Genomic DNA, 23,094 nt, shown 5'->3' on the forward strand with positions numbered 1-23,094 from the left:
CGGAAGGCAATGCTCCACGTGGCGAATCTGATCAATCTCGAACAGGTCTCGAAGTCCTTCGGCGTCAAGCCGCTGCTCGAATCGGTGTCTCTCGGCGTGCAGGAGGGCGAGCGCATCGGCGTGGTCGGTCTCAACGGAGGCGGAAAGACCACCATGCTCGAGGTCCTCGCCGGCGTGGAGGCGCCCGACTCCGGGCGCGTCAGCCGGGTGGGCGGCCTCCGCATGGCCGTGGTGACGCAGCGCGGTGTGCTGCCCCCCGGATCGACGGTCGCGGAAGTGGTTCTCGGACCGCTCGGCGTCGCAGACCACGAGTGGGCCGGCAACTCGCGGATCCGGTCGGTGCTGACCGGGATCGGCATCGACAAGCTCGGCCTGGACGCCGTCGTGGACGGGCTGTCGGGTGGCGAGCGCCGCCGGGTCGCGCTCGCGGCCGCGCTCGTTCAGGATCTCGATCTGCTCGTGCTCGACGAGCCCACCAACCACCTCGACGTCGAGGGTGTCCAGTGGCTCGCCGAGCATCTGATCTCCCGGCGGAGTGCCCTCGTCGTCGTCACCCACGATCGCTGGTTCCTCGACACCGTCGCCACCCGGACCTGGGAGGTGGTGGGCGGCAAGGTCGAAACCTACGAGGGTGGCTACAACGACTGGATCTTCGCGCGGGCCGAGCGGTCGCGCCAGGCCGACGCCATGGAGGAACGGCGCCAGAACCTCGCACGCAAGGAACTGGCGTGGTTGCGTCGCGGGGCACCGGCCCGTACGTCGAAGCCGCGCTACCGCATCGAGTCGGCGGAGGCGCTGATCGCGAACGTGCCGCCGCCGCGCGACTCGGTGGCGCTGGCCTCGTTCGCCAAGCGTCGGCTGGGCCGCGTCGTCATCGAACTCGAGAACGCGACCCTGACGACCCCGGACGGCCGCGAACTCGTGCACGACCTGACGTGGCGGCTCGGACCGGGGGAGCGGATCGGTCTGGTCGGCGTCAACGGGTCGGGCAAGACGACCCTGCTGCGCACCCTCGCCGGGGAACTCGAACCGTCGTCGGGCCGGCGTATCCAGGGGCAGACGGTCGAAATCGGCTGGCTGCGGCAGGAACTCGACGACCTTCCCACCGACATGCGGGTACTCGACGCGGTCAAGGATGTGGCCGAGCGGATCATGCTGGGCGACAAGGAGGTCTCGGCCGGCCAGCTCGCGGAGCGTCTGGGCTTCACACCGGCACGGCAGCGCACACCGGTGGGCGACCTGTCCGGAGGTGAGCGACGCCGACTGCAGCTCACGCGGGTACTCATGGCCGAGCCCAACGTTCTCCTGCTCGACGAGCCCACCAACGATCTCGACATCGATACGCTGCAGCAGCTCGAGGACCTGCTCGACGGCTGGGCCGGCACGCTCGTCGTCATCAGCCACGACCGGTTCCTGATCGAGCGCATCTGTGATTCGACGTGGGCGCTCTTCGGTGACGGAAAGCTGACCAACCTTCCCGGCGGCATCGAGGAATATCTCCGCCGGCGCGCGGCCATGGGCGACGAGGGCGTGGTGTCCGTGGCGTCGACAGTCTCCAAGCCGGGTGACACCGGGGGGGCGACGCCGGCGAAGCGCGACGGGGCAGCCGAGCGGGCGGCTCGCAAGGAACTCTCACGCCTCGAACGGGCGATCGCCAAGCTCGACGAGCGCGAGGCGAAGCTGCACGTCCGGCTGGCCGAGGCCGCTACCGATCCCGACAAACTGCAGAAGCTCGATGCGGAGCTGCGTGAGGTGGTCGCGGAGAAGGAAGCCGCCGAGGAGCAGTGGATGGAGCTCGCCGAAGACGTGGGCTGACCTCCCCCGGCACCGGGTGCGGTCGAGGTCTTGACCTCGAGCCGACTCGAGGTCGGACGATGGGTGTCGTCGAATGACAGCACCCTTCAGGAGGATTCATGACTGCGCCCGAAACTTCTCGATCGTCTTCTGTGTCCGCCGCTGTGCGCGTTCCGGGCAGGCTCGTCGTCGTGGTGGCGACCGTGCTGCTTGCGCTCGTGGTCAATCTCGTCGTGTGGCTCGTCGGACTCGCCGCCGGAGGTTCGTTCGAGCACACCGACGCCGGCACCGTGGCTTCTGCGGCGCCCGGTGGTGTCGTGCTCATGACCGCGGGCCCGCTCGCGGTCGGACTTGCCCTCGCGGCACTGCTGAGTCTGTGGTGGAGCGGGTTCCTGCGGATCGCGCAGGTTGTGGGGGCACTGCTGCCCCTCGCCACGATCCAGGGGACCATCGTGGCCGATTTCGATACCGCGAGCACTGTCGCACTGGTGACGATGCACGTGGTCGTCGCGGCGGCAGCGGTGGCGGGACTCGAGGTCCTGCGGCACCGGGGCGATGCGGGACATCGCCGGACCCTGCGTTGACAGCGAGATGCCGACGGCCGAAGTGCTCGGCCGTCGGCATCCCGGTTCACATGCGCCGGGGTTACAAGCCCAGCAGCTTGCTGATGATCTCGTTCATGATCTCGGTTGTGCCGCCGCCGATTCCGAGTACGCGAGCGTCGCGGAAGTGACGTTCGACCTCGCTCTCGCGCATCAGACCGATGCCGCCTGCGAGCTGAACCGCCTCCATTACGGCGGTGTCGCACACCTTCACGGCGTTGTTCTTCGCCATGGACGTTTCGAGCAGCATGCCCTCACCGTTGGCCCAGCGTTCCGCGACCGAGCGGCAGAATGTCTGTGCCGCAGTGATCTCGGTTGCGAGTTCTGCGAGGCGATGCCGCACGACCTGCCGCTTCGACAGTGGCCGTCCCATGGTCTCGCGGGACTTGACCCAGTCGACGGTGAGATCGAAGCAACGCTGCGCGGTGGCGACGGCCTGGAAGGCCAGCGACAGCCGCTCGCCCTGGAACTGCTGGGCGATCTGGCCGAAGGCGGAGTTCTCCGCACCGATGAGGTTCGAGACGGGGACACGCACGTCGTCGTAGAACAGTTCGGCGGTGTCCGAGCACAGCCAGCCCATCTTGTCGAGCTTGCGCGAGACCGTGAAACCCGGTGTGTCGGTGGGAACCACGATCAACGAGATACCGCCGGCGCCCGCGTCGCCGGTGCGGACCGCGGTGGTGACGAAGTCCGCGCGGGTGCCCGAGGTGATGTACAGCTTGGCGCCGTTGATGACGTACTCGTCGCCGTCGCGGCGGGCGGTGGTGCGGATGTTCGCGACATCGGAGCCACCGCTGGGCTCGGTGATGGCGAGCGACCCGATCATCCTGCCTTCGAGCGCGGGCCGCGCGTACCGGTCGATGAGGTCGGTGTTGCCGGAGGCGATGATGTGCGGGGTCGCGATGCCGTGACTGAACAGTGCGGAGATCAGGCCCGACGATCCGCCCGAGAGGATGATCTGCTCGAGGATCGTGAGCATGTCGAGGGCGTTGCCCCCGGAACCGCCGTGCTCTTCGGCGACGGAGGCCCCGAGCAGTCCGGCGTCCGCGGCCTTGCGATGGAGTTCGCGCGGGATGGAACCCTCACGCTCCCACGTGTCGAGGTGGGGGAGGATCTCCTTGCGGGTGAAGTCGGCGGCGAGTTGCCGCAGTGCCTTCTGCTCGTCGGTGTCCCAGCGCAGCGCTTCGGTGGTGGTCATCGTCATTCGCCCTTCCAGACGGGTTCACGCTTCTGCATGAAGGCCATGACGCCTTCGAGGGTGTCGGCGCTGGTGGTGAGCCGTGCGAGAGCCTTTTCGGTCAGTTCCCACGAATGGTCTTCCGCGGAGACATGGCCGTCGACGATGCCGCGCGCGACAGTCTTGCTCGCCTGTACGGCCAGCGGTGCCCCCGCAGCGATCTGTGCGGCGAGATCCAACGCGGTGGCCAGCACGTCGGCTTGCGGCACGACCCGGTTGACGAGGCCCCAGCGCAGCGCGTCGGCGGCCGGCATCGGCTTCCCGGTGAGGACGAGTTCCATCGCGATCGCCCGCGGGATCGCCTGTCCGATGCGGAACACTCCGCCCGCGCCGGCGATGAGCCCGCGGTGCACCTCGGGAAGACCGAATTCGGCTGTGTCGGAGGCGACCACGAGATCGCTCGCGAGGGCGAGTTCGGTGCCGCCGCCGAGTGCGGTGCCGTTGACAGCGGCGATGACCGGCTTCGCGATGTGGTGCTTGACGACACCGGCGAATCCCCAGTGTGCGGTCTCGGGCGGGGTGACCCCGTCGGGCCCGGCGGTGCCGAGTGCCTTGAGGTCGGCGCCGCCGCAGAACACGGCGTCACCCGCACCGGTCAGCACGACGGCGCGCACGGTGCGGTCGTCGTCGGCCCGCTCCCATGCTTCTCCGAGTGCCCGGTGCACGTCGGCGTTGATGCTGTTCGCGGCCTTGGGGCGGTTGATGGTGACGATCAGCGTGTGGTCGCGCTGCTCGACGAGAACGATCGGTTCGGTCACTGCGGGTGCTCCTCGGAGGAAGGGGTGTCGATGCGGGCCACGGTGAGTTGCCCGCCCTGGTCGGTGACGTGGACGACGGTGCCGATGAGGTCCGCGCCTGCCGAAAGAAGCCGCGCCCCTTCTGCGTCGGTGTGTCCCGATACCCGCCGGCCGTCGGTCGTGGTGCCGACGAGGAATCCGACGGACGGCGTGCCGTCGCGGCCGTATTCCGCGGTGGCGGTCACGATCTCGACCTCACCGGAGTAGTCCTGTGCGGCGTCGGGTGCGGACGGCGGTATCTGCACGTGCTCCGGATTTCCGACGTAGCCGTCGGTGTGTGGCGCGCATCCGAGCACCACGACGTGCTGGTACGTCAGGTAGCCGCCGTTGCCGTGCACGAGGGCGAGTTCGCCGTCTCGGCGGAGCCGCTGCGCGACCGCGACCACCGAGTGCAGCGTGTAGCTGTTGAGCGGTCCGCCGAAGAACGAGTGGCCACCGGTCACCGACGGCACCGTGTCGCGCGGGAGACCCAGGTGCTCGACGAGCAGTTTGGGCACCACGGGGAAGCAGCTGTACGCGTCGACGATGTCGAAGTCGCCGGGCCGAAGGTCGGTGGCCTCGAGGGTGCGGCGCAGGGAATCCGCGAGCGCGGCGGAGCGGCCGAGTTCTGCCCGGGCGAGGACGTCCGGGGTCTCCGTGGCTCCGGCGCCACCCCACACATAGAGCAGATGGTCGTCGGCGACGCCGAGTTCCCGGGCCGTCGCGAGCGACGTGACGACCACGGCGGCTGCCTGGTCGACGAACGGCATCGCGTTGCACAGCAGCGGGTACGGGTCGGTGACCATGCGGTTGCCGGGTCCGGCGGTGCGGATGTCGTCGGCGGTTCGCAGGGTCGGGTTCCACGCAGCCGGGTTGTTGCCGGCGATCTCCGAGAACGCCGCGTACAGCTCGGCGGACCAGTCGATCGACTGCTCGCGCGTGTGTCCCAATTCGTGGCTGAGCCGGTTCTCGAAGAGCGGATAGACCCGGGTGGGAGCGATCATTCCGGCCCGCTGCATGGCGGGGCTGCCGAGGTCGTCGGGATCGAACGCGGGTGGGCCGCCGGGAGCGGTCGTCCAGCCGAGCGATGCCGGATCCGTGCCCTGCTTGAAGGCGTTGGTCACCGAGGCCTGGGCTTCGCCGCCGACGAGCAGCGCGACGCCGCTCGTGCCGTGCGCGATGTCGTGCGCGATGCGGTCGAGCAGTGCGGCCGGCCAGTGCCCGCCGATGGGGGTCGTCGACGTGTGGACGGCTCGCGCGCCGAGTCGCTCGCCGAGAAGGCCGGGCAGATCGTCGTAGGACCAGCTTGCCGTCTTGATGGCCCGGATGGTGTCGATGCGCGAGACGAGAGCGTCGCGATCGACACCGGTGTCGGTCAACGCGGACGCGGTGGCCTCATGAATGAGGTCGAGCGGTTCGCGTGGGTCGGCGGGCGAACCGGCGCGGCCGGAGCGCAGGTCGCCGACGCCGATCACGACGGGAACCCGGGTGGGGTCTGTCATGGCGTTCCTTCGAGTACTTCGTCGGGGAGGGACGTCCACAGCCTAATACGGACTGTTTCAGTCTGTAAATGTGGACCAGGTCTGGCACACTCGGGTGGTGACAGATGTAGCAGCCCCGCGCCGGCGCGGACGCCCCCGCGACGCCGACCTCGAGGACCGGGTGTTCGACGCGGTACTCGAGGTGTACTCGGAGACCAGCTGGCGCGGCTTCACCCTCGACGCCGTGGGCAGGCGTGCACGAGTGGGCAGAGCCGCGCTGTACCGCCGCTGGGAGAGCAAGGACGATTTGCTCGTCCAGGCGCTCGAGGCACGCAGCCCCCTCCCGGTGCCCATCGACACCGGGGATCTCCGCTCGGATCTCGTCGAGCTCGCCCGCCAGCTGTTGCAGGGGTATCGCACCACGCCCGGGTTGGTCAGTCTTCGCGTCGCGCTCGACGCCCGGGTCAATCCCGAGTTGCTCGCGCGCCTGACCCACACCCTCAACAAGAGCCGTCTGCTCGCGGCGCGCACCATCGTGCACCGGGCCGTCGAGCGCGGCGACCTGCCGGCGGACACGTCGGCGACGCTGCTTCTCGAATTGGTGACCGGTGCCGTCCTGAGTCACGCGCTGTTCGCCCTGACGACACCCGAGCCGGCGGAGGACGACGCGTACGCCGAGCTGGTCGTCGAGACCACCGTTCGCGGACTCCGTCCTCCGCCGTGATCCGGGCCGGCGCTGTGACCGAACCGCAATCGAGCCGGTCTCCGAGTCTCCGAATTGCACGCCCGCCGAAACAATTCCGGACTAACCTTGGAGCGGTACCTGCAGGTACATGGTGACGGGAGGCCCGTGATGGATCTGGCGGCGGTGGCGGCGATCGAGCGCTTGAAATACCGCTACCTGCGAGCGCTGGATACCAAATCGTGGACCGAACTGTCCGCCACCCTGATGCCCGACGCCACCGCGGTGTACGGCGAGCATCTCAGTTTCGAGTCGCGTGACGCCTTTCTGGGGTTCCTCGAGAACACGCTCGGCACCCGCATGGTCACCGAACATCACTGCAGTCATCCCGAGATCGAAATCGGACCCGACGGGACCACCGCAACGGGCGTGTGGCTTCTGGCCGACACCATCATGGTGCCCGAAGACGGAATGATGATGCGGGGGTCGGCGCACTACTTCGATCGCTACATCCTGGGCGACGACGGGAACTGGCGCATCTGCCACACCGGCTACGAACGTAACTGGGAGACGGTGACTTTCTTGTCCGACCTCCCGAACTTCCGGCTGACCACCAACCGGTGGGCGATGCTGACAAATCAGCCCCGCGCCTCGTGAGCGGTCTGGGAAGTGTTCCCAATCGTCCAAGACGAGTGAGCCGCCGGCGCGAAGACTGGGGTCATGACGAACACATCGGAAAAGGGAGATCATCCGGAGATGCCGACCAACCCTGACGACGACTTTCCCGCCGCCGGCGCTCTCCCGTACCTCACCGTCTCCCGAGCGCGTGACGCAATCGACTGGTACACCGGTGTTTTCGGCGCCTCGCTCGTCGGCGACCCGGTGGTGATGGAGGACGGGCGGATCGGTCACGCCGAACTGAGCCTTCCGACGGGGATGGTGTACCTCGCCGAGGAGTTTCCCGAGATGGGACTGACCGCGCCCCAGTCCGGCGCCACCTCGGTGAGCTTGATGCTTCCGGTCGGCGACGCGGACGCCGTTCTCGCCCGCGCCCGCACCGCCGGAGGGTCGGTGGAACGCTGGATCAACGAAAGCCACGGTCATCGCAACGCGACCCTGCTCGACCCGTTCGGTCACCGGTGGATGCTGGTGGGTCCGCTCACCGGCGACGCGGCGACGGGAGAGGACTGACCTCGTCGCCCCGTGACTCGGGCCGTTATCCGACCTCGGGCCGTTACGCTTCCCGGGTGGCCGAGATCCCGCACCTCGAGAAGTACCCCGACGTACGCGCCTGGGTCAGGGCGATCCCGGTGTTCGCCACGCAGCCACCGCCGGAGCGTCCGGTGAACCCGCGACCCCAGGATCTGTTTCTGCAGTGGCTGACGGACGCCGTGGACGCCGGCATCGCAGAGCCGCATGCGACGACGCTGTCGACCGTCGACGAGGACGGGGTGCCCGATGCCCGGACCCTGCTTCTCAAGGATGTCACCGCGGACGGCTGGTGGTTCTCGGGCGACGACCGGTCCCCGAAGGGACGCCACCTGGGCGCGACGGCCGCTGCTGCACTGACGTTCTACTGGCGTGAGCACGGCCGTCAGATCAGGGTGCGGGGGCCGGTGCGTTCCGGCGGCTCCGAAGTGTGTGGCCGCGACTTCGTCGAACGGTCGCCGCTGGCCCGCGCGGTCGCGTCGACCGGCCTGCAGAGCGAGGTTCTCGACGACCCGCGTGACTACGACCGTGTGGTGGGTGAGCGGCTCGAGGCGCTGGACGCCGATCCGGCGTGGGTGTCGCCCCACTGGAGAGCGTGGTGTCTCGAGGCCACCACCGTCGAGTTCTGGCAGGCCGACCCGGGCCGCCGGCACCGGCGGCTGCGCTACCGCCGGGAGGGTGCGACGTGGACGCACGAACAGCTGTTTCCGTAGGGCGGGAACCGGCCCGGGCATAACGCGATACGGGCGGACGACCGGTAGGCTCCGGCCCGTGAACGACTCCTTCATCCGCACACGCGTCGCCAATGGTGTCGGCGAGGTGCAGCTCGACCGGGCGGTTGCACTCAACGCGCTCGACCGGTCGATGATCCGCGACATGTACGCCCCGCTGGAGGCATGGCGCGACGATCCAGAGATCACGGCCGTCCTGGTCACCAGCCTGTCCGAGCGCGCGTTCTGTGCAGGGGGTGACATCAAGCCGGTGCGGGAGGCGGCGGTGCAGGGCGACGCCGACACCGTCCGCGGCTACTTCTCGGACGAATACCGGCTCGACCGGCTCGTCGCGACCTACCCCAAGCCCTACCTGGCGCTGCTCGACGGCGTGACGATGGGTGGGGGACTGGGGATCTCGGTGCACGGAGCAATGCGCATCGCGACCGAGAAGTCGACCTTCGCCATGCCGGAGACGGCGATCGGTTTCATTCCCGACGTCGGTTCGAGTCACTTCCTTCCCCGGCTGCGCGGAACCACGGCGCGTTGCGACGCCGTCGGCATGTACCTGGGCACCACCGGCGCGCGGATCGACGCGGGGGACGCACTCGCGGTCGGACTCGCGACGCACTATGTGCCGAGCGCACGCATCGGCGAACTGGCCGACCGGATCAGGGCGGGGCACTGGCAGGATGCGCTCGACGAGTACGTCGAACCGGCCCCCGAATCGGATCTGGCGCGGCGTTTCACCGACATCGAGGCGGTCTTCGGTGACGGGACCGTGCTGGACATGCTGGCCCGTCTCTCCGACGACCCCGATATCGACACCGCCTGGGCGGAGAAGACACGCGACGCGCTGACGGCGCTGTCGCCGACGAGCGTCTGGGTCACCGCGGAACTGTTACGGCGAGGTGCCGAAAGCACCTTGGAGGAGTGCTTCACCCGTGAACTCGGGGTCGCGGTGCGGATCGCCCTCACACCCGACTTCGCCGAGGGAGTTCGCTCCGTGCTCGTCGACAAGGATCGCAATCCGCAGTGGTCGCCTGCCACGCTCGGGGACGTCGATCAGGCGTCGATCGTAGCGTTGCTGGACAACTGACCGGCGTTCCGGCAGCGCGCGTCGTGCCGCGCCGCCGGGGATCCGGTCAGCGTGCGTGACGTTGCGGAGTCTGCAGGTCCACCACGATGGTCTGACCACCGAGGGTCACGTGGAGTTCGGGCTTCTCGAGCCCGCCGGCGACCAGGTACTCGCCGAGCAGGGTGAGCAGTTCGTCGTTGTCCGAGATCGGGTCGCCCTGACCACCCGAGGTTCCCAGTTCGTTCTGGGCGAGCCGGGCTGCGATCCGGACCGAGGCCACACCCATCGAGTTCCGCCGGGACGGAGTCGGCGCGGTGACGGAGGACGTCGCGGTGGTGGTGCGGGCACCGTCGGTTGCGGTTCCCGCACCGTTGACCGTGCCGTTCGTGCTGGTGCTGCTCACCAGGGTCGTCCCTTCGTCGAAGATGCCGGCGTCCACCCCGCCGGCCGGGTCGCGGTCGATCGCGCGCTCGCTCTCGGTGTTCGCTCCGGACACACCCGGAGCGGACTTCCCGGCCGAGTCCGGCCGGACCGTGCCGGTGAGCGGAGTGCTGCTGGGCAGAGGGGTGCTCGGCAACGGATAGACGAAGGTTCCCGACCGTTTCGGTCCTCCGGACCGTGCGGTTGCGTCCCCCGGCCTACCGGACGGCAGTCCGTCCCCAGCCGAGGCCGGTGCGTCGTCGCTCATCGTTGCTCCTGATTCCACCCGATACGTCGGATCGACGGAAGGGAAAGTATCAGTAAAGTCCGCAGGTTGCACCCACCGGGTGCGTCCGCCGGGATTCCGTCAGTCGGTCGCGGCGACGAGCGGTTCGAGCGTGAGGTCCGGGTGTTCCTTCTCGATGTACTGCAGACGCCACTTGTCGCTCACGAGTGCGAGCAGCACACCGTCGGACCGCGTGAACACCTCGACCCCGCGCTGACGGTTGAGCTCGTCTTCCGATGCGGTGTCGGTCCGTCGCGCGAGCGCGTATCCCAGCGGCTCGATCTTCGGGTCCACGTTGTATTCGGCCTTCATCCGCGCCGCGACGACCTCGAACTGCATCGGACCGACTGCCGCCATGACCGGCGAGGCGTCACCGCGGATGTCGTTGCGCAGAATCTGCACGACACCTTCGGAGTCGAGTTGATCGACCGCCTTGCGGAACTGCTTGTACTTCGACGCACTCTCGGCGCGCAGGATCGCGAAGTGCTCGGGGGCGAACGACGGAATCGGCGGGAACTCCACCTTCTTGTCCACGTACAACGTGTGGCCCGGTGCGAGTGCGGTCGCGTTGACCAGACCCACCACGTCCCCGGGGTAGGCGTTCTCCACCGTGGTGCGTTCACGCCCGAAGACGGTGAGCGCGTACTTCGTGGCGAACGGCTTCCCGGTCTGGGCGTGCGTGACCACCATGCCGCGTTCGAAGACACCGGAGACGATCCGCATGAAGGCGAGCCGGTCGCGGTGTGCGGTGTCCATACCGGCCTGAACCTTGAACACCACCGCGCTGAACGGATCGTCGACGTTGCGCGGGTTGCCCTCGATGTCGATCCGGGCGCGCGGCGGCGGTGCCAGCGACACCAGCGTGTCGAGAATCTGCCGGACACCGAAGTTGAGCATGGCCGACGCGAAGATCACCGGGGACGTCTGTCCGGCGAGGAACATCTCCTGGTCGTGGTCCTGACCGCTTGCCGAGAGAAGTTCGGACTCCTCGGCGGCTTCGGTCCAGATATCGCCCTCGCGGTCGGACGCCTGGTCCACCGACAGGTGCTCTTCGGGTGCGATCTTCGCGCCACCCGCGGTGCGGGTGAACTTGATGTACTCGGTTGCGGTGCCGTCCTCGCCGCGACGCAGCAGGCCGCGGAAATCACCGGCGATACCGACCGGCCAGAACAGGGGAGTGGGGGTCAGGCCGATGCGCTCGTCGATCTCGTCGAGCAGTTCGAGCGGTGCGCGACCGGGCCGGTCCCACTTGTTGATGACGGTGATCACGGGGATGCCGCGGTGACGGCACACCTGGAACAATTTGAGGGTCTGCGGCTCGAGGCCCTTCGCGGCGTCGATGAGCATCACGGCCGCGTCGACAGCCGTGAGCACGCGATAGGTGTCCTCCGAGAAATCGGAGTGACCGGGCGTATCGACGAGGTTGATGACGTTGACCGTCTCGCTTCCGTCGTCGCCGCGAGCCGACTCGGAGGAGGTGTAGTTGAACTGCAGTGCCGTCGAGCTGACGGAGATGCCGCGCGCCTTCTCCATCTCCATCCAGTCGGAGACGGTCGATTTGCGGCCCGCCTTTCCGTGCACGGCGCCCGCCTCGGAGATCACCTTCGCGTGCAGAGCGAGGGCCTCGGTGAGCGTGGACTTACCGGCGTCGGGGTGGGAGATGACGGCGAACGTACGGCGGCGCTGGGCCTCGGCCCGTACTTCCTTACCGGATCCGGGCTTCGGGACTCCGGTGGATTCGCTGACGGCCGAAGCGTGCGGGGTGCTCAACGCGGAAACCTCTCGAAGCGGGACTGGTGCGGCTGTCGCCGGCAACTCGTCCATGTTACTCGGCAACTCGTAAGGTCGTTTCGGGCGGATTCGACTGCGCCCGTCCGACGGTTCTGTATCAGTGCACGCGGTTCTGGGCGCCTTCGAGCCCCAGTCGCAGCACGAGTTCCACGGCGTCGGCGCCTTCTTCACACCACACCGGGAGCTCTTTGCGTTCCGTGGTGGAGAACGGCTTGAGCACGTAGTCGGCGGGGTCCTGCCGGCCGGGAGGGCGCCCGATGCCCATCCGGACACGCACGTAGTCCTTGGTGCCCAGTGCCGAGGACGTCGACCGGAGGCCGTTGTGCCCGTTCTCACCGCCGCCCTGCTTGAGACGGATCGTCTCGAAGTCCAGATCGAGTTCGTCGTGGATCACCACGATGTTCGACGGGTCGACCGAGAAGAACTTGGCGAGGCTCGCGACCGGGCCCCCGGAGAGGTTCATGTACGTGCGGGGCTTGGCGATGATCACCTGACGACCGTCGAGCCGTGCCTGCACGATGTCGGAATTGCTGCGCTTGTGGGCACCGAACTTGCCACCGACCCGGCCTGCCAGCACGTCGGCCACCATGAAACCGATGTTGTGCCGGGTGTTTTCGTACTTCGGCCCGGGATTTCCCAGCCCTACGACGAGCGCGGTGTCCTCGCTCACGTGCAGTTCCTTCCGTGCATCTACAACCACGTGCGGCGCGCCACCCCGGAGGATGACGCGCCGCACGAGTGACTTCACAGGGAGCCGGTGAAGACTCAGGCCTCTTCTTCTGCCGCCTCTTCGGCGGCGGGAGCCTCGTCGGCACCCTCTTCGCCCTCGAGCTCATCGGCGGACGGAGCCTCGACGATGTTCACGATCAGCAGATCGGCATCGTCCTGCAGGCTCGAGCCCGACGGCAGCTCGATGCCGCCGGCGAGGATCTGGGTACCGGCCTCGACGCCCTCGATGGAGACCTTGATCTCCTCGGGGAGCTTCATCGCGTCGGCTTCGATCTTGATGGTGCTGACCTCGTTGACGACCAGGGTGCCGCTGGCGGGCTCGCCCTCGAGCACGACGGGCACCTCGACGGTGACCTTCTCGCCGCGCTTCACGACGAGGAGGTCGGCGTGCTCGATGTAGCGGCGGATCGGGTGGACGACGACGGACTTCGTCAGCGCGAGCTGCTCGGTGCCGTCGATGTCCAGGGTCAGGATGGCGTTGGTGCCGTGGGCACGCAGGACGGCGGCGAACTCACGCGAGGGGAGCGCGAGGTGCTGCGGGTCGGTGTTGTGGCCGTACAGCACGGCGGGGACCTGACCGTCGCGGCGGGCACGGCGCGCGGCGCCCTTGCCGAACTCGGTGCGGACGCTGGCTACGAGATTGTTCTCGTCGGACATGATGTAACGGCTCCTACGCTGATGGCACTTCGTGGTCGGGTGTTCTCGGCAAGTGGGCCGGCACGCGCGACAGGAGCAGGTGCTCATCAAAGCCGCGGCCGCGTCGATCACGGTGATCCGACAGATGCGGTCCACCCTCGCCGAGACAACTCGATCCACTCTACCGGATCGGCACCTCGGACGCGAACCCGCGCAGGTGGAGACCGTTTAGCGCGCCGCGAGGTCGCGGACGGCCGACAGGAACCGGTCCACGTCTGCCGGAGAGACGAAGTAGTGCGGGGAGGCCCGCACGACTGCCTCGAGACGGCGGGCCGACATGTCGAGCAGCGTCGAACTGCGGTGGCTCACCGTCACCGTCACCGACCGTTGCGCCAGAGCGTCCCGCACCGCGTCCGGTTCCCAGCCGTCCATCGTGAACGAGACGATTCCGCTGCGCCGGTCACCGAGATCTCGCACGGTCGCGCCGGGGATTCGATCGAGACCGTCGCGCAGGTGCTGGGCGCGATAACCGAGCGCGTCGACCACCTCGTCGACCCCGAGACCGAGCAGATAATCGACGGCCGCGCCCAGCCCCAGTCGTGCGGCGACGTCGGCTTCCCACATCTCGAACCGGGTGGCGTCCGGCGCGTAGTCGAAGCGATCCGGCGCCGTCCACACCGCACTGTGCAGATCGATCATCGCGGGTTCGAGTTGGGTGACCAGGCGCGGCCGGACATAGAGGAAGCCCGTGCCGCGAGGCCCCCGTAGCCACTTGCGGCCGGTTCCGGAGAGCGCGTCGACGTCGAGTTCGGGAATGTCGACCCGCAACTGGCCGACGGATTGGCACGCGTCGAGCAGTACGAGTGCGCCCACCGCGTGGGCGGCATCGGCCACCTCCCGCACGGGATTGACCAGCCCTCCGTTGGTGGGAGCGTGTACGACGGACACCAGCCGGACACGCTCGTCGAGCATCCCGGTCAGCGCATCGAGGTCGATGCGTCCGGACGGATCGGACGGAACCACCTCCACGTGAGCCCCGGTCGTTCGTGCACGCTGCAGTGCCGCAACCGCATTCGCGGCGTATTCGGCCCGGGAGAGGAGGATTCTGTCGCCGGGCCGCAACGGCACCGCGTAGAAGAACGATGTCCACGCACGCGACGCGCTGTCCGACAGTGCGATGGATTCCGCCGGCGCGCCGAGCAGACGGCCGAGCGAGGTCTTCACCGCGTCGAGATCGCCGCGCCGCTCGTTCGCCGCGACGTATCCGCCCACCTCGGCTTCCCGCCGCAGGTGCGACACCACAGTGTCGACCACCGGGGTGGGCGGAAGCGACGAACCGGCGCTGTCGAGGAACACGCGTTCGAAGCATCCGGGTGTGTCCCGGCGCGCCTGCTCGAGATCCAGCATCGGCACATCCCCTCCCGCACGTCGGCGTGGTCGTCTCGGACAGTATCCCGCCGCACCGGAATCCCACCGGGTTGCCTGCCGCGCGGAGGCGATCTCCCCGCGTTGCGTGCCCACGCGCGTTAGTCTCGTTCGCAGACCTTGTCAGGCAGCCGTGGGGGGTGAATCGAGTGGTGATGTCGATCAATTTTCCGGTATCGCACGCTCGGGCGGGACTCGGGACACGCGGAGCTGCCGAAAAGCACGTCCGGGACGTGAGCTTCCGTGCCGGTCCACCACGCCTGATCGGCGTCGAACTCGAGTGGCTCACGGCGCGTGCCGACATCACGTCCGCGCGCCCGCAACTGTCCTCCCTCGTCGATGCGCTCGGCTCACATGCGCCCCGGACGGTCCTGCCGCCGTCGTCGGAGAGACCGCTGCCGTCGGGCAGTGTGGTGAGCCTCGAGCCCGGTGGTCAGGTGGAACTGTCGAGTGCGCCCTGCACCTCCGCGCGTCAGGTATGCGATCGGCTCAGCGCCGACGCGAGGATGCTCCGCGCGCTGCTCGCGCGTCGTTCGGTGACGATGCTCGACGGCGCCTCCGACGCGATCCGGCCCCCTCAGCGGCTGCTCCACACTCCCCGGTACGGGGCGATGGAAATGCGCTACGACCGGATCGGGCCTATGGGCCGGCTCATGATGAACAACACCGCCGCTGTGCAGGTCAGTGTCGATGCCGGCGAGAACGACGACGAGATCGACCGCCGCTGGAAGCTGCTGCATGCCATGGGCCCGGCGATGATCGCCGCCTTCGCGTGCTCGCCGAGCATGCGGGGCGCTCCGGACGGTGAGTGGGTGTCGCAACGGATGCGTGCGTGGCTGGCACTCGACCCCGAACTCACCGATGTGCCCGACCCGGCCGGCTATCCGGCGTGGGTGATCGATGCGCCGTTGACGTGCGTGCGTTCCGGCGAACCGGAGTGGCATGCTCCACCGGGCGCAACGTTCGCCGACTGGCTCGACGGGAGTCTCGACGCCGAGATCGGCCGCCGCCCCACCGTCGGCGATCTCGATTACCACATGACGACGCTGTTCCCTCCGGTGCGGCCACGCGGACACCTCGAGGTGCGATACATCGATGCCCAGCCCGGTGACCTGTGGCAGGTACCGGTGGCCGCCATCGAGGCGCTGCTCAGTACACCGGCGGTGACGCAGGAAGCCACTGCGGTCGCAGCTCCTGTTCGGGAGATGTGGAGCGAGGCGGCACGAGTCGGGCTCGGGGCGGTCGAATTGCGCGCCGCCGCAGCAGGATTGCTCTCGCTCGCCGCGGAATCCTCGCGCGACATGCGTTTCACCAGCGCTCTCGACGCCGCCGCTGCCCGATGTCTGCGGGGACGTGCGCCGGAGGTGACCGGGCGGTGACGGCCGCGCGTACCCGGCTCCGTCAGCACCTGGAGCGTGCGCGCGCTCGGACGAGATCGCTGACCGATCTCCCCGACTCCGAGCTCACCGCGCAGCACTCGCCGTTGATGAGCCCGCTGGTCTGGGATCTCGTGCACATCGCCAACCAGGAAGAGCAGTGGCTCGTGCGGAAGGTCGGGGGCCGGCCGCCGCTACGAAGCGGCATCGACGACCTGTACGACGCGTTCCTGCATCCCCGCGCGACACGGCCCGAGTTGCCGCTGCTCGGCCCGGACGAGGCGCGTCGTTACGTCGACGAGGTCCGTGCCGCCAGCTGGGATGCCCTGGACCAGGGGAGTTTCGATTCCGAACTCACGCGTGACGGGTTCGTTTTCGCCATGGTCGCGCAGCACGAGCAGCAACACGGCGAGACGATGCTCGCCACGCATCAGTTACGCGAGGGGCCACCGCTGCTCGACGCCCCGGAGGCGCCTCGGCGGGGAACGCCGCCGGAGCAGAGCCGGGTGCTCGTGCCCGCCGGCGAGGTCGAGATCGGGACGTCGAGCGATCCGTGGGCGCTGGACAACGAACAGCCCGCGCAGCGCGTCCACGTGCCCGCGTTCTCGATCGACACCGTGCCGGTGTCGAACCGGCGTTACCTCGAATTCGTCGAGGACGGCGGGTACCGGCGACCCGAATTCTGGTCCGAGCCGGGATGGAGACACCGCTGTGACGCCGAGCTCGAGGCGCCCCGGTTCTGGACCCACGATCCTGCGGGCCGGCGTGCACGGCGGTCGTTCGGACGGATCGTGGAACTGCACCCGGACGAACCGGTGGTGCACGTGTGCTTCTACGAAGCCGAGGCGTTCGGCCGCTGGGCGGGTGGCCGCCTGCCGACCGAGTTCGAGTGGGAGAAGGCAGCGCGGTGGGATCCCGCCACGGGTCGCAGCCGCGCGTACCCGTGGGGCGACGAGGAGCCCGGCCCCCAGCATGCGAACCTCGGACAGTGTCACCTCGGCCCGGCCGTGGTGGGGGCATATCCGGCGGGGGCGTCACCGCTCGGCGTCCACCAGCTCATCGGGGACGTGTGGGAGTGGACCTCCTCACCGTTCGAGCCGTACCCGGGCTTCCGGGCGTTCCCGTACCGGGAGTACTCGGAAGTGTTCTTCGGGAACGACTATCGGGTACTGCGCGGCGGTTCGTTCGGAACGGACTCGGTCGCGTGCCGGGGAACCTTCCGCAACTGGGATCTTCCGGTCCGCCGCCAGATCTTCGCGGGTTTCCGCCTCGCATACGACCCGGCCGGTGCCGGGGAGCCGGATGTGTAGGCACCTGGGCTATCTCGGACCGGCCACGGGAGCTGCCGAGCTGGTCCATCGCGGCCCGCACTCCTTGATTCGCCAGTCGTTCGCGCCCCGCGACATGCGTGGGGGCGGCACCATCAACGCCGACGGTTTCGGAGTGGGCTGGTGGCGTGACGACGGAACTTTCGGCCGGTACCGGTCGGCCTCACCGATCTGGTCGGATCCCTTTGTGGGAGAGGGGCTGTCGGGAATACGCGGCGGAGCCCTGATGGTCGCGCTGCGATCGGCCACCGAAGGTATGCCGGTGGAACGTTCCGCGGCGGCGCCGTTCGGTGAAGCGCGCTGGGGGTTCAGCCTCAACGGGGTGGTCCGAGGATGGCCCGGATCCCTCGCCTCTCTCGCGTCCACGCTGCCCGTCGAAGACTTGCTGCAACTCGACGCGCCGACCGACTCCGCGGCCCTGTGGATGTTGTTGCGCCACCGGCTTCGGTCGGGGACACCCGATGTCGCTCTGATGTCCCTGGTGCGCGACATCATCGGTGCCGCTCCCGAATCCCGGCTGAACCTGTTGTTGTGCAACGGGTCCGAGATGTGGGCGACGGCGTGGTACCACTCGTTGTGGACCCTTGTGGACGAAGACGTCGCCATCGTCGCCTCGGAACCGTACGACGACGACCTGCGCTGGCAGCCGGTGCCCGACCGGCATCTCGTCCATGCGATACCCGGAAAACTTATCGTCTCCCCGCTGGAGGTCAAGGCTCCATGACAGTCGACGTCTATCTCGAACCCGAACAATTCGACGAGAAGCTCCGCGCCGATGCCTACCGAGGGTTGACGTCGACCCCGAAATATCTCTCGCCCACGTGGCTGTACGACGCGCGCGGCAGCACACTCTTCGAAGAGATCACGCGGCTGCCCGAGTACTACCCGACCCGCACCGAATTCGGTTTGCTGCGGCAATTCGCGGGGGAGATCGCCGACTCGGCGCGGCCGGAGATGCTCGTCGAACTGGGGTCGGGCTCTTCGGAGAAGACCCGTGTGCTGCTCGATGCGCTCGAACCGTACCTCCACACCTACGTACCGCAGGACGTCTCCGAGCCGGCTCTGCGCACCGCGGTGGCACAGCTGTCGGTGGAGTACCCACGGCTGTCGGTACACGGCGTGGTGGGTGACTTCACCGAATCGCTCGAGCATCTTCCCTCGGGAGGACGCCGGATGGTGGCTTTCCTCGGGGGCACGATCGGCAACCTGGTGCCCGAGGAACGGGCCGCGTTCCTCTCCGGACTCGCGTCGATCCTCGACCGCGACGAGTGGCTTCTGCTCGGAGCGGGGCTCGTGGTGGATCCCGAGGTGCTCATCCCGGCCTACGACGATGCTGCCGGAGTCACCGCGGAGTTCGACCGGAACGTACTGCGAGTGCTCAACAACCGTCTGGGCGCCGATTTCGACCCGGATCGCTTCGTCCATCGTGCCGTGTGGGACCCGGACAACGAATGGATCGAGATGCGGCTCGAGGCGACGGAGCCGATGACGGTGTCGGTGCCGGGACTCGATCTCGAGGTGTCGCTGGACAAGGGCGAGCAGATCCGCACCGAGATCTCCGCGAAGTTCCGGCTGGACGGGCTCGGAGCGGAACTCGACCGCGCCGGCTTCGTGGTGCACCGCGAATGGATCGACCGCGACGGCCGGTTCGTCGTGCTGGGCGCCGCCCGCCGCTGATCGGTTGGACAGCCACGCGCGGCGAGAGGGATTGTGGTGGGTATGCCCTCGGAGTCCCGTCCCGTGCTGACCACCCCCGTGCTGTTGCTCATGGCGGTGGCGACGGGGTTGTGCGTAGGCGGCAACTACTTCAACCAGCCTCTGCTCGAGTCGATTGCGACCGCGCTGGGCACGTCGCACTCGGCGGCGGCCGCGACGGTCACCGTCGCGCAGGTCGCCTACGCACTGGGGCTGATCTTCCTGGTACCGCTCGGGGACGTGTTTCCCCAGCGGCGGCTCGCCGTGACGCTCATGCTCGCGGCCGCAGCCGGCCAGGGGATCAGCGGTTTCGCACCCGGCATCGGTGTGCTCATGGTGGGGACCGCCATGGCGGGGCTGTTCTCCGTCGCCGCGCAGGTGCTCGTGCCGTTCGCGGCCACCCTCGCGACCCCCGAGAAACGCGGCGCTGCGGTGGGCACCGTGATGAGCGGCCTGCTGGTGGGCATCCTGCTCGCGCGGAGTGTCGCAGGGATGCTCGCCGAAGTCGGCGGCTGGTCCACCGTGTACCGCATCGGCGCAGTCCTCACCGCGGTCGTCGCGCTCGCTCTGTGGCGCGTCCTGCCGGCGACGACGCCGACGGCACGCCAGGGCTACGGTGCGACACTGCGGTCGCTCGGCACGCTGGTGTTCGAGCACCCACGGCTGCGCACCCGTGCCCTGATGGGTGGGCTCAGCTTCGCGTCCATCAGCGCGATGTTCTCGACGATGGCGTTCCTGTTGTCCGGTCCGGAGCACGGGCTCGGAGAACTCGAGATCGGTCTCGTCGGACTTGCCGGGGTGGTCGGCGCTGTCGCAGCCTCCGTGGTCGGGCGGCTCGTCGACCGGGGCCTCGGCGCTCTGACGACCGCGGCCGGGATCGCGGTGCTCGTCATGTCGTGGGCGGCACTTGCGGCGGGTGCGGTGTCGCTGGTGTGGTTCGTGGTCGGAATGGTCACGATCGACCTTGCCGTGAGCATGGTGCACATCACCAACCAGAACATCGTCTACGCGCTCGATCCCGATGCGCGCTCGCGGCTCAACTCGGTGTACATGACGACGTACTTCGTCGGCGCGGCGTCGGGATCGGCGCTGGGGGCCGCAGCCTGGTCGTTCGGCGGGTGGACGGCGGTGTTCCTGCTCGGTGTCGGCCTGTCGCTGTGTACCGCCGCGGTGTGGATAGTCGACATGCGGGTCGCCGGGAACGGAAACCGGACCGGAGCCGATTCCGCGGTCACGACTCCCGGTCGAGGGGCAGCAACCGGAGTTCGCGGGCGCGCCCGATAGCTTCGGTGCGCGAGTGTGCCCCGAGCTTGCGGTAGGCGGTGCGCAGCTGGGTCTTGACCGTATTGGCGGAGACGAACAACTCCCTGGCGATCTCGGCGTGCGTCGAGCCGCGCGCGAGGAGGACCAGGACGTCGGTTTCGCGCGGCGACAATTCCGCGCGCGGCACCGTTTCCGCAAACACCGCGTCGACCGGCCCTCCGGGTACCGCGATGCCGCTCAGCTCCTCCAACCGGGCCACGGTGCGCGCCGGCACCGTGGTGAACGCGCGCCGGTTCCGGAGAGTCGGTGCAAGAGTGCAGGCGCGCTGCCAGTCGCGCACGGCGCCCGCATGATCCTCCAGGTGGAGGTGGCACGCCGCTGCGATGAGCAGTGCTTCGAGATGTGCGCGAGGAAAACCGCATTCCGGCCACGGCACGTGGCGGAGTTTCGTCAGCGCTGCATCGGGATGGCCGGTCAGAAGTTCCGCCCGCGCGCACGGGACGATCAGCACGGGGTGGCCCGCGGAGTCCTCTCCGGCGCGCGCGAGGGCGAGGTTGCCGTTACCCAGAGCCAGTTGCAGATCCACTTCCGCCGCGCCGAGGAGCACCCGGGAGAATGAGCCGGACCTGTGGCGGTCGCGATGCGACGTGATCAGCTGGTGCACACCGGTCAGTCCGTCGTACGGATTGCCCCCGGCGAGAGAGTGGTACGCCCGGCAGTACGCGACGAAAGCCCACAGTTCTTCGGACTCACCGGGGGTCCCGAGCACATCGAGCGCGTGGGTCGCGGCCTCCAGATCGAGCGAGTCGAGATGGAGCAATACCGTCGCTGCCCGGCCGCCCATGCGGACTACCGGCCCCCAGTGCCCCTCGGTGGGTTCGGCGCGCTGCTCGATATCGAGCCATTCGCGAGCACGCGGGTTATCGCCCGTCACTGCCCAGTTCAGTGCCGAACTGCCCGCCGCGTTCTGGACCGCAAAGGTGATTCCCGACGCGTGCGCGCCCCGGTAGGCGCGGCGGAATGCGGTGGTCGACCGGTCCAGCATTCCCGCGAGCTGAAGCGTGATGGCCCACTGCAGGCGAAGTACGGGAAGGTGCGCTGCGATCGAGTCGGGCTGATGCTCGAGGATGGACTCGACCAGCGGCTCGAGGTTCAGTGTCCGCGTTGCTGCATCGTCGACCCGGCCCCCCACCCGTAGCGCCAGCGTCTGCACCGTCCCGACGAACAACGCATGGGGAGCGTCCTTCGTCCTGCCGAGTTCACGGAGATCGGCAGGGTCGGACGGTAGCGCCGTGTGCAAGATGGCGTGCTCGTCGAGCATCTGACTGAACAGCGCTCGTCCCGCGAGGATCGACGGGTATTCGTCGAGTGTCTTCACCGGAAGGCGGCGCAGGATTCTCACGAGTGAACCGAAGTGCTTGTCCACCATGGTGACCCATGACGAGAAGACGATCTCCTTCGCCATCTCCCAATCCTCGGCTTCGACGGCGTAGACAGCGGCATCGACCGGATTCTCGTCGCCTCGATGCCGCCTGGCCAACTCCACCAGCAGTGCGTCGACGTGTCCCGGTCGTGAAGCGCGAGAAATCTCGAGGACCGCGGAGCGGACCGCCTCGGTCCACCGCCAGACACCGCTGGGCCGGGACGCGACGAGCAGCCCCCGCATCGTCATGAGGTTCAGCACCGTCGTGGGATCCGGATGCCGGGTGAGTTCGACGGCGGTCGTCGCGTCGGTGCTGCGCGCTGCCGCGATCGTCAGCGCGAAAGCGCGTGACTCGTCGTCCAATTCGGAGAGACGCGCCGCGGCGTAGCGCTTCACCATGTGGGCAAGACGCGGGTCCGGTGAGCCGTCGGGGTCGACCAGTCGCCCGGGTGCGGAGCGGACGAGGGTGACGGACGCGGCGAGATGTGCGGGGACGCCGCCCAACGCGCGGTTGAGGGCATGGCACTCGGCGTCGGTCCGCGGCACACCCGCCGTGTGGAACAACGTCGCCGTCTCGGCCGGCGTGAACGCCATCTGCTCGGTGGGAATGTAGGTGCAGTCGATCCCCTGCTCGGTGGCGCCGGAGAGGTCGGTGTCCGTGGTCCCCGGCGAACACACGATGACGTCGAGGGAGGGACACCGGTTCAGCAGTTCGTAGACGCAGGGCAGCGTGGTCGCGGGATCGAAGACGCCGGCAAGGACCAGGAGAGCCGGCCCCTCACACGACCGGAACGCGTGCACGACCTTGGTGAACGGGTCGGCTCCCGGCTCGTCCGGACCGGAGGCGTGCGGGAACGCATCGTCGCCGTGTGCCCGCAGAGTCTCGAGGACAGCCGTCCATGTCGCGTGGTGCCCAGGGTTCGCGTGGTCGGGAGGGACCCACACCACCGTCCGGCCCTCGGCGCCGCCACCGTGCAGCCAGGATGCGACGAGGGTGCGCTTGCCGAAACCGGGAGGCGCATCGAGCACCGTCAGAGGTGAACCGCGGTCCAGTGCGGCGAACAACCGGGGTCGTGCGAGAGCACAGGTGAGACCACGCCACTGTGGTACGCCGACGCGACCGGCGGCGGGGATACTCACGCAAGCTCCTTCG

The 23,094-nt window shown here is 68.4% G+C and carries 21 protein-coding genes; 12 read left to right on the top strand and 9 right to left on the bottom strand.

Annotation, left to right across the window (positions count from 1 at the left end; translation table 11 throughout):
* Positions 1–18 precede the first annotated feature (18 nt).
* Together ACLQ3J_RS08080 and ACLQ3J_RS08085 are read left to right on the top strand one after the other, a co-directional pair.
* Positions 19–1,815, top strand: a complete 1,797-nt coding sequence (locus ACLQ3J_RS08080) for an ABC-F family ATP-binding cassette domain-containing protein (protein WP_296551004.1) — start codon at positions 19–21, stop codon at positions 1,813–1,815.
* Between the two features lie 98 nt (positions 1,816–1,913).
* Positions 1,914–2,378, top strand: a complete 465-nt coding sequence (locus ACLQ3J_RS08085) for a DUF6069 family protein (protein WP_425902790.1) — start codon at positions 1,914–1,916, stop codon at positions 2,376–2,378.
* 61 nt (positions 2,379–2,439) lie between these two features.
* Here ACLQ3J_RS08085 and ACLQ3J_RS08090 read toward each other — a convergent pair whose 3' ends face one another.
* From ACLQ3J_RS08090 to ACLQ3J_RS08100, 3 genes are read right to left on the bottom strand one after another with little or no spacing between them, the layout of a single operon-like run.
* The gene (locus tag ACLQ3J_RS08090; protein WP_425903148.1) at positions 2,440–3,594 is read right to left on the bottom strand and encodes an acyl-CoA dehydrogenase family protein; all 1,155 of its coding nucleotides are present in this window, start codon (positions 3,592–3,594) and stop codon (positions 2,440–2,442) included.
* Positions 3,595–3,596: 2 nt separating this feature from the next.
* Positions 3,597–4,391 (bottom strand): enoyl-CoA hydratase-related protein, encoded by a 795-nt coding sequence (locus ACLQ3J_RS08095; protein WP_425902791.1) that lies wholly within the window; start codon positions 4,389–4,391, stop codon positions 3,597–3,599.
* Complete coding sequence (locus ACLQ3J_RS08100) at positions 4,388–5,911, bottom strand: acetyl-CoA acetyltransferase (protein ID WP_425902792.1); 1,524 nt, start codon at positions 5,909–5,911, stop codon at positions 4,388–4,390. The genes ACLQ3J_RS08095 and ACLQ3J_RS08100 overlap by 4 nt, the downstream gene beginning before the upstream one ends.
* 97 nt (positions 5,912–6,008) lie before the next feature.
* Between ACLQ3J_RS08100 and ACLQ3J_RS08105 the strand changes: the two genes are divergently transcribed.
* From ACLQ3J_RS08105 to ACLQ3J_RS08125, 5 genes are all read left to right on the top strand, one after another.
* On the top strand, positions 6,009–6,614 hold the full coding sequence (locus ACLQ3J_RS08105; RefSeq protein WP_169621492.1) for a TetR/AcrR family transcriptional regulator: 606 nt from the start codon (positions 6,009–6,011) through the stop codon (positions 6,612–6,614).
* Positions 6,615–6,743: 129 nt separating this feature from the next.
* Positions 6,744–7,229 carry a nuclear transport factor 2 family protein gene (locus tag ACLQ3J_RS08110; protein ID WP_296551006.1) on the top strand — a complete coding sequence of 162 codons (486 nt, stop codon included), beginning with the start codon at positions 6,744–6,746 and terminating at the stop codon, positions 7,227–7,229.
* 63 nt (positions 7,230–7,292) lie between these two features.
* Positions 7,293–7,763 (top strand): VOC family protein, encoded by a 471-nt coding sequence (locus tag ACLQ3J_RS08115; RefSeq protein ID WP_425902793.1) that lies wholly within the window; start codon positions 7,293–7,295, stop codon positions 7,761–7,763.
* Positions 7,764–7,819: 56 nt separating this feature from the next.
* Positions 7,820–8,494 carry a pyridoxine/pyridoxamine 5'-phosphate oxidase gene (locus ACLQ3J_RS08120; protein WP_425902794.1) on the top strand — a complete coding sequence of 225 codons (675 nt, stop codon included), beginning with the start codon at positions 7,820–7,822 and terminating at the stop codon, positions 8,492–8,494.
* A gap of 58 nt (positions 8,495–8,552) precedes the next feature.
* A complete protein-coding gene (locus ACLQ3J_RS08125; RefSeq protein ID WP_425902796.1) occupies positions 8,553–9,590 on the top strand; it encodes an enoyl-CoA hydratase/isomerase family protein in 1,038 nt (345 codons plus the stop codon).
* A gap of 46 nt (positions 9,591–9,636) precedes the next feature.
* On the opposite strand, the gene ACLQ3J_RS08130 is transcribed toward ACLQ3J_RS08125, so the two are convergent.
* The 5 genes from ACLQ3J_RS08130 to ACLQ3J_RS08150 form a co-directional block, all read right to left on the bottom strand.
* Positions 9,637–10,257 carry a hypothetical protein gene (locus ACLQ3J_RS08130; RefSeq protein ID WP_169621496.1) on the bottom strand — a complete coding sequence of 207 codons (621 nt, stop codon included), beginning with the start codon at positions 10,255–10,257 and terminating at the stop codon, positions 9,637–9,639.
* Positions 10,258–10,356: 99 nt separating this feature from the next.
* Entirely contained in the window at positions 10,357–12,045 is a 1,689-nt protein-coding gene (locus ACLQ3J_RS08135) for a peptide chain release factor 3 (protein WP_169621497.1), read from the bottom strand.
* Positions 12,046–12,163: 118 nt separating this feature from the next.
* Complete coding sequence (gene pth / locus ACLQ3J_RS08140) at positions 12,164–12,736, bottom strand: aminoacyl-tRNA hydrolase (protein WP_169621498.1); 573 nt, start codon at positions 12,734–12,736, stop codon at positions 12,164–12,166.
* A gap of 95 nt (positions 12,737–12,831) precedes the next feature.
* The gene (locus ACLQ3J_RS08145; protein WP_169621499.1) at positions 12,832–13,452 is read right to left on the bottom strand and encodes a 50S ribosomal protein L25/general stress protein Ctc; all 621 of its coding nucleotides are present in this window, start codon (positions 13,450–13,452) and stop codon (positions 12,832–12,834) included.
* A gap of 207 nt (positions 13,453–13,659) precedes the next feature.
* Positions 13,660–14,838: an aminotransferase class V-fold PLP-dependent enzyme gene (locus ACLQ3J_RS08150; protein ID WP_425903150.1), complete on the bottom strand. Its 1,179-nt coding sequence runs from the start codon at positions 14,836–14,838 to the stop codon at positions 13,660–13,662.
* A gap of 173 nt (positions 14,839–15,011) precedes the next feature.
* Here ACLQ3J_RS08150 and egtA point away from each other — a divergent pair, with 173 nt between their 5' ends.
* The 5 genes from egtA to ACLQ3J_RS08175 are packed head-to-tail and all read left to right on the top strand — an operon-like array spanning position 15,012 to position 20,539.
* On the top strand, positions 15,012–16,235 hold the full coding sequence (gene egtA, locus ACLQ3J_RS08155; RefSeq protein ID WP_425902797.1) for an ergothioneine biosynthesis glutamate--cysteine ligase EgtA: 1,224 nt from the start codon (positions 15,012–15,014) through the stop codon (positions 16,233–16,235).
* Positions 16,232–17,542, top strand: coding sequence for an ergothioneine biosynthesis protein EgtB (gene egtB / locus ACLQ3J_RS08160; protein WP_296551009.1), 1,311 nt, complete (start codon positions 16,232–16,234; stop codon positions 17,540–17,542). The genes egtA and egtB overlap by 4 nt, the downstream gene beginning before the upstream one ends.
* Positions 17,535–18,284 (top strand): ergothioneine biosynthesis protein EgtC, encoded by a 750-nt coding sequence (gene egtC / locus ACLQ3J_RS08165; RefSeq protein ID WP_422423397.1) that lies wholly within the window; start codon positions 17,535–17,537, stop codon positions 18,282–18,284. The genes egtB and egtC overlap by 8 nt, the downstream gene beginning before the upstream one ends.
* Entirely contained in the window at positions 18,281–19,237 is a 957-nt protein-coding gene (egtD, locus tag ACLQ3J_RS08170) for an L-histidine N(alpha)-methyltransferase (protein WP_169621503.1), read from the top strand. Before egtC ends, egtD begins: the two co-directional genes overlap by 4 nt.
* 42 nt (positions 19,238–19,279) lie before the next feature.
* Positions 19,280–20,539, top strand: a complete 1,260-nt coding sequence (locus ACLQ3J_RS08175; RefSeq protein ID WP_296551011.1) for an MFS transporter — start codon at positions 19,280–19,282, stop codon at positions 20,537–20,539.
* On the opposite strand, the gene ACLQ3J_RS08180 is transcribed toward ACLQ3J_RS08175, so the two are convergent.
* A complete protein-coding gene (locus ACLQ3J_RS08180; RefSeq protein WP_425902799.1) occupies positions 20,487–23,081 on the bottom strand; it encodes a LuxR C-terminal-related transcriptional regulator in 2,595 nt (864 codons plus the stop codon). The two genes, ACLQ3J_RS08175 and ACLQ3J_RS08180, sit on opposite strands and share 53 nt — an antisense overlap.
* Between the last annotated feature and the right edge of the window lie 13 nt (positions 23,082–23,094).

It is taken from the genome of Rhodococcus sp. DT1 (assembly GCF_049844875.1).
Lineage (GTDB): Bacteria > Actinomycetota > Actinomycetes > Mycobacteriales > Mycobacteriaceae > Rhodococcus.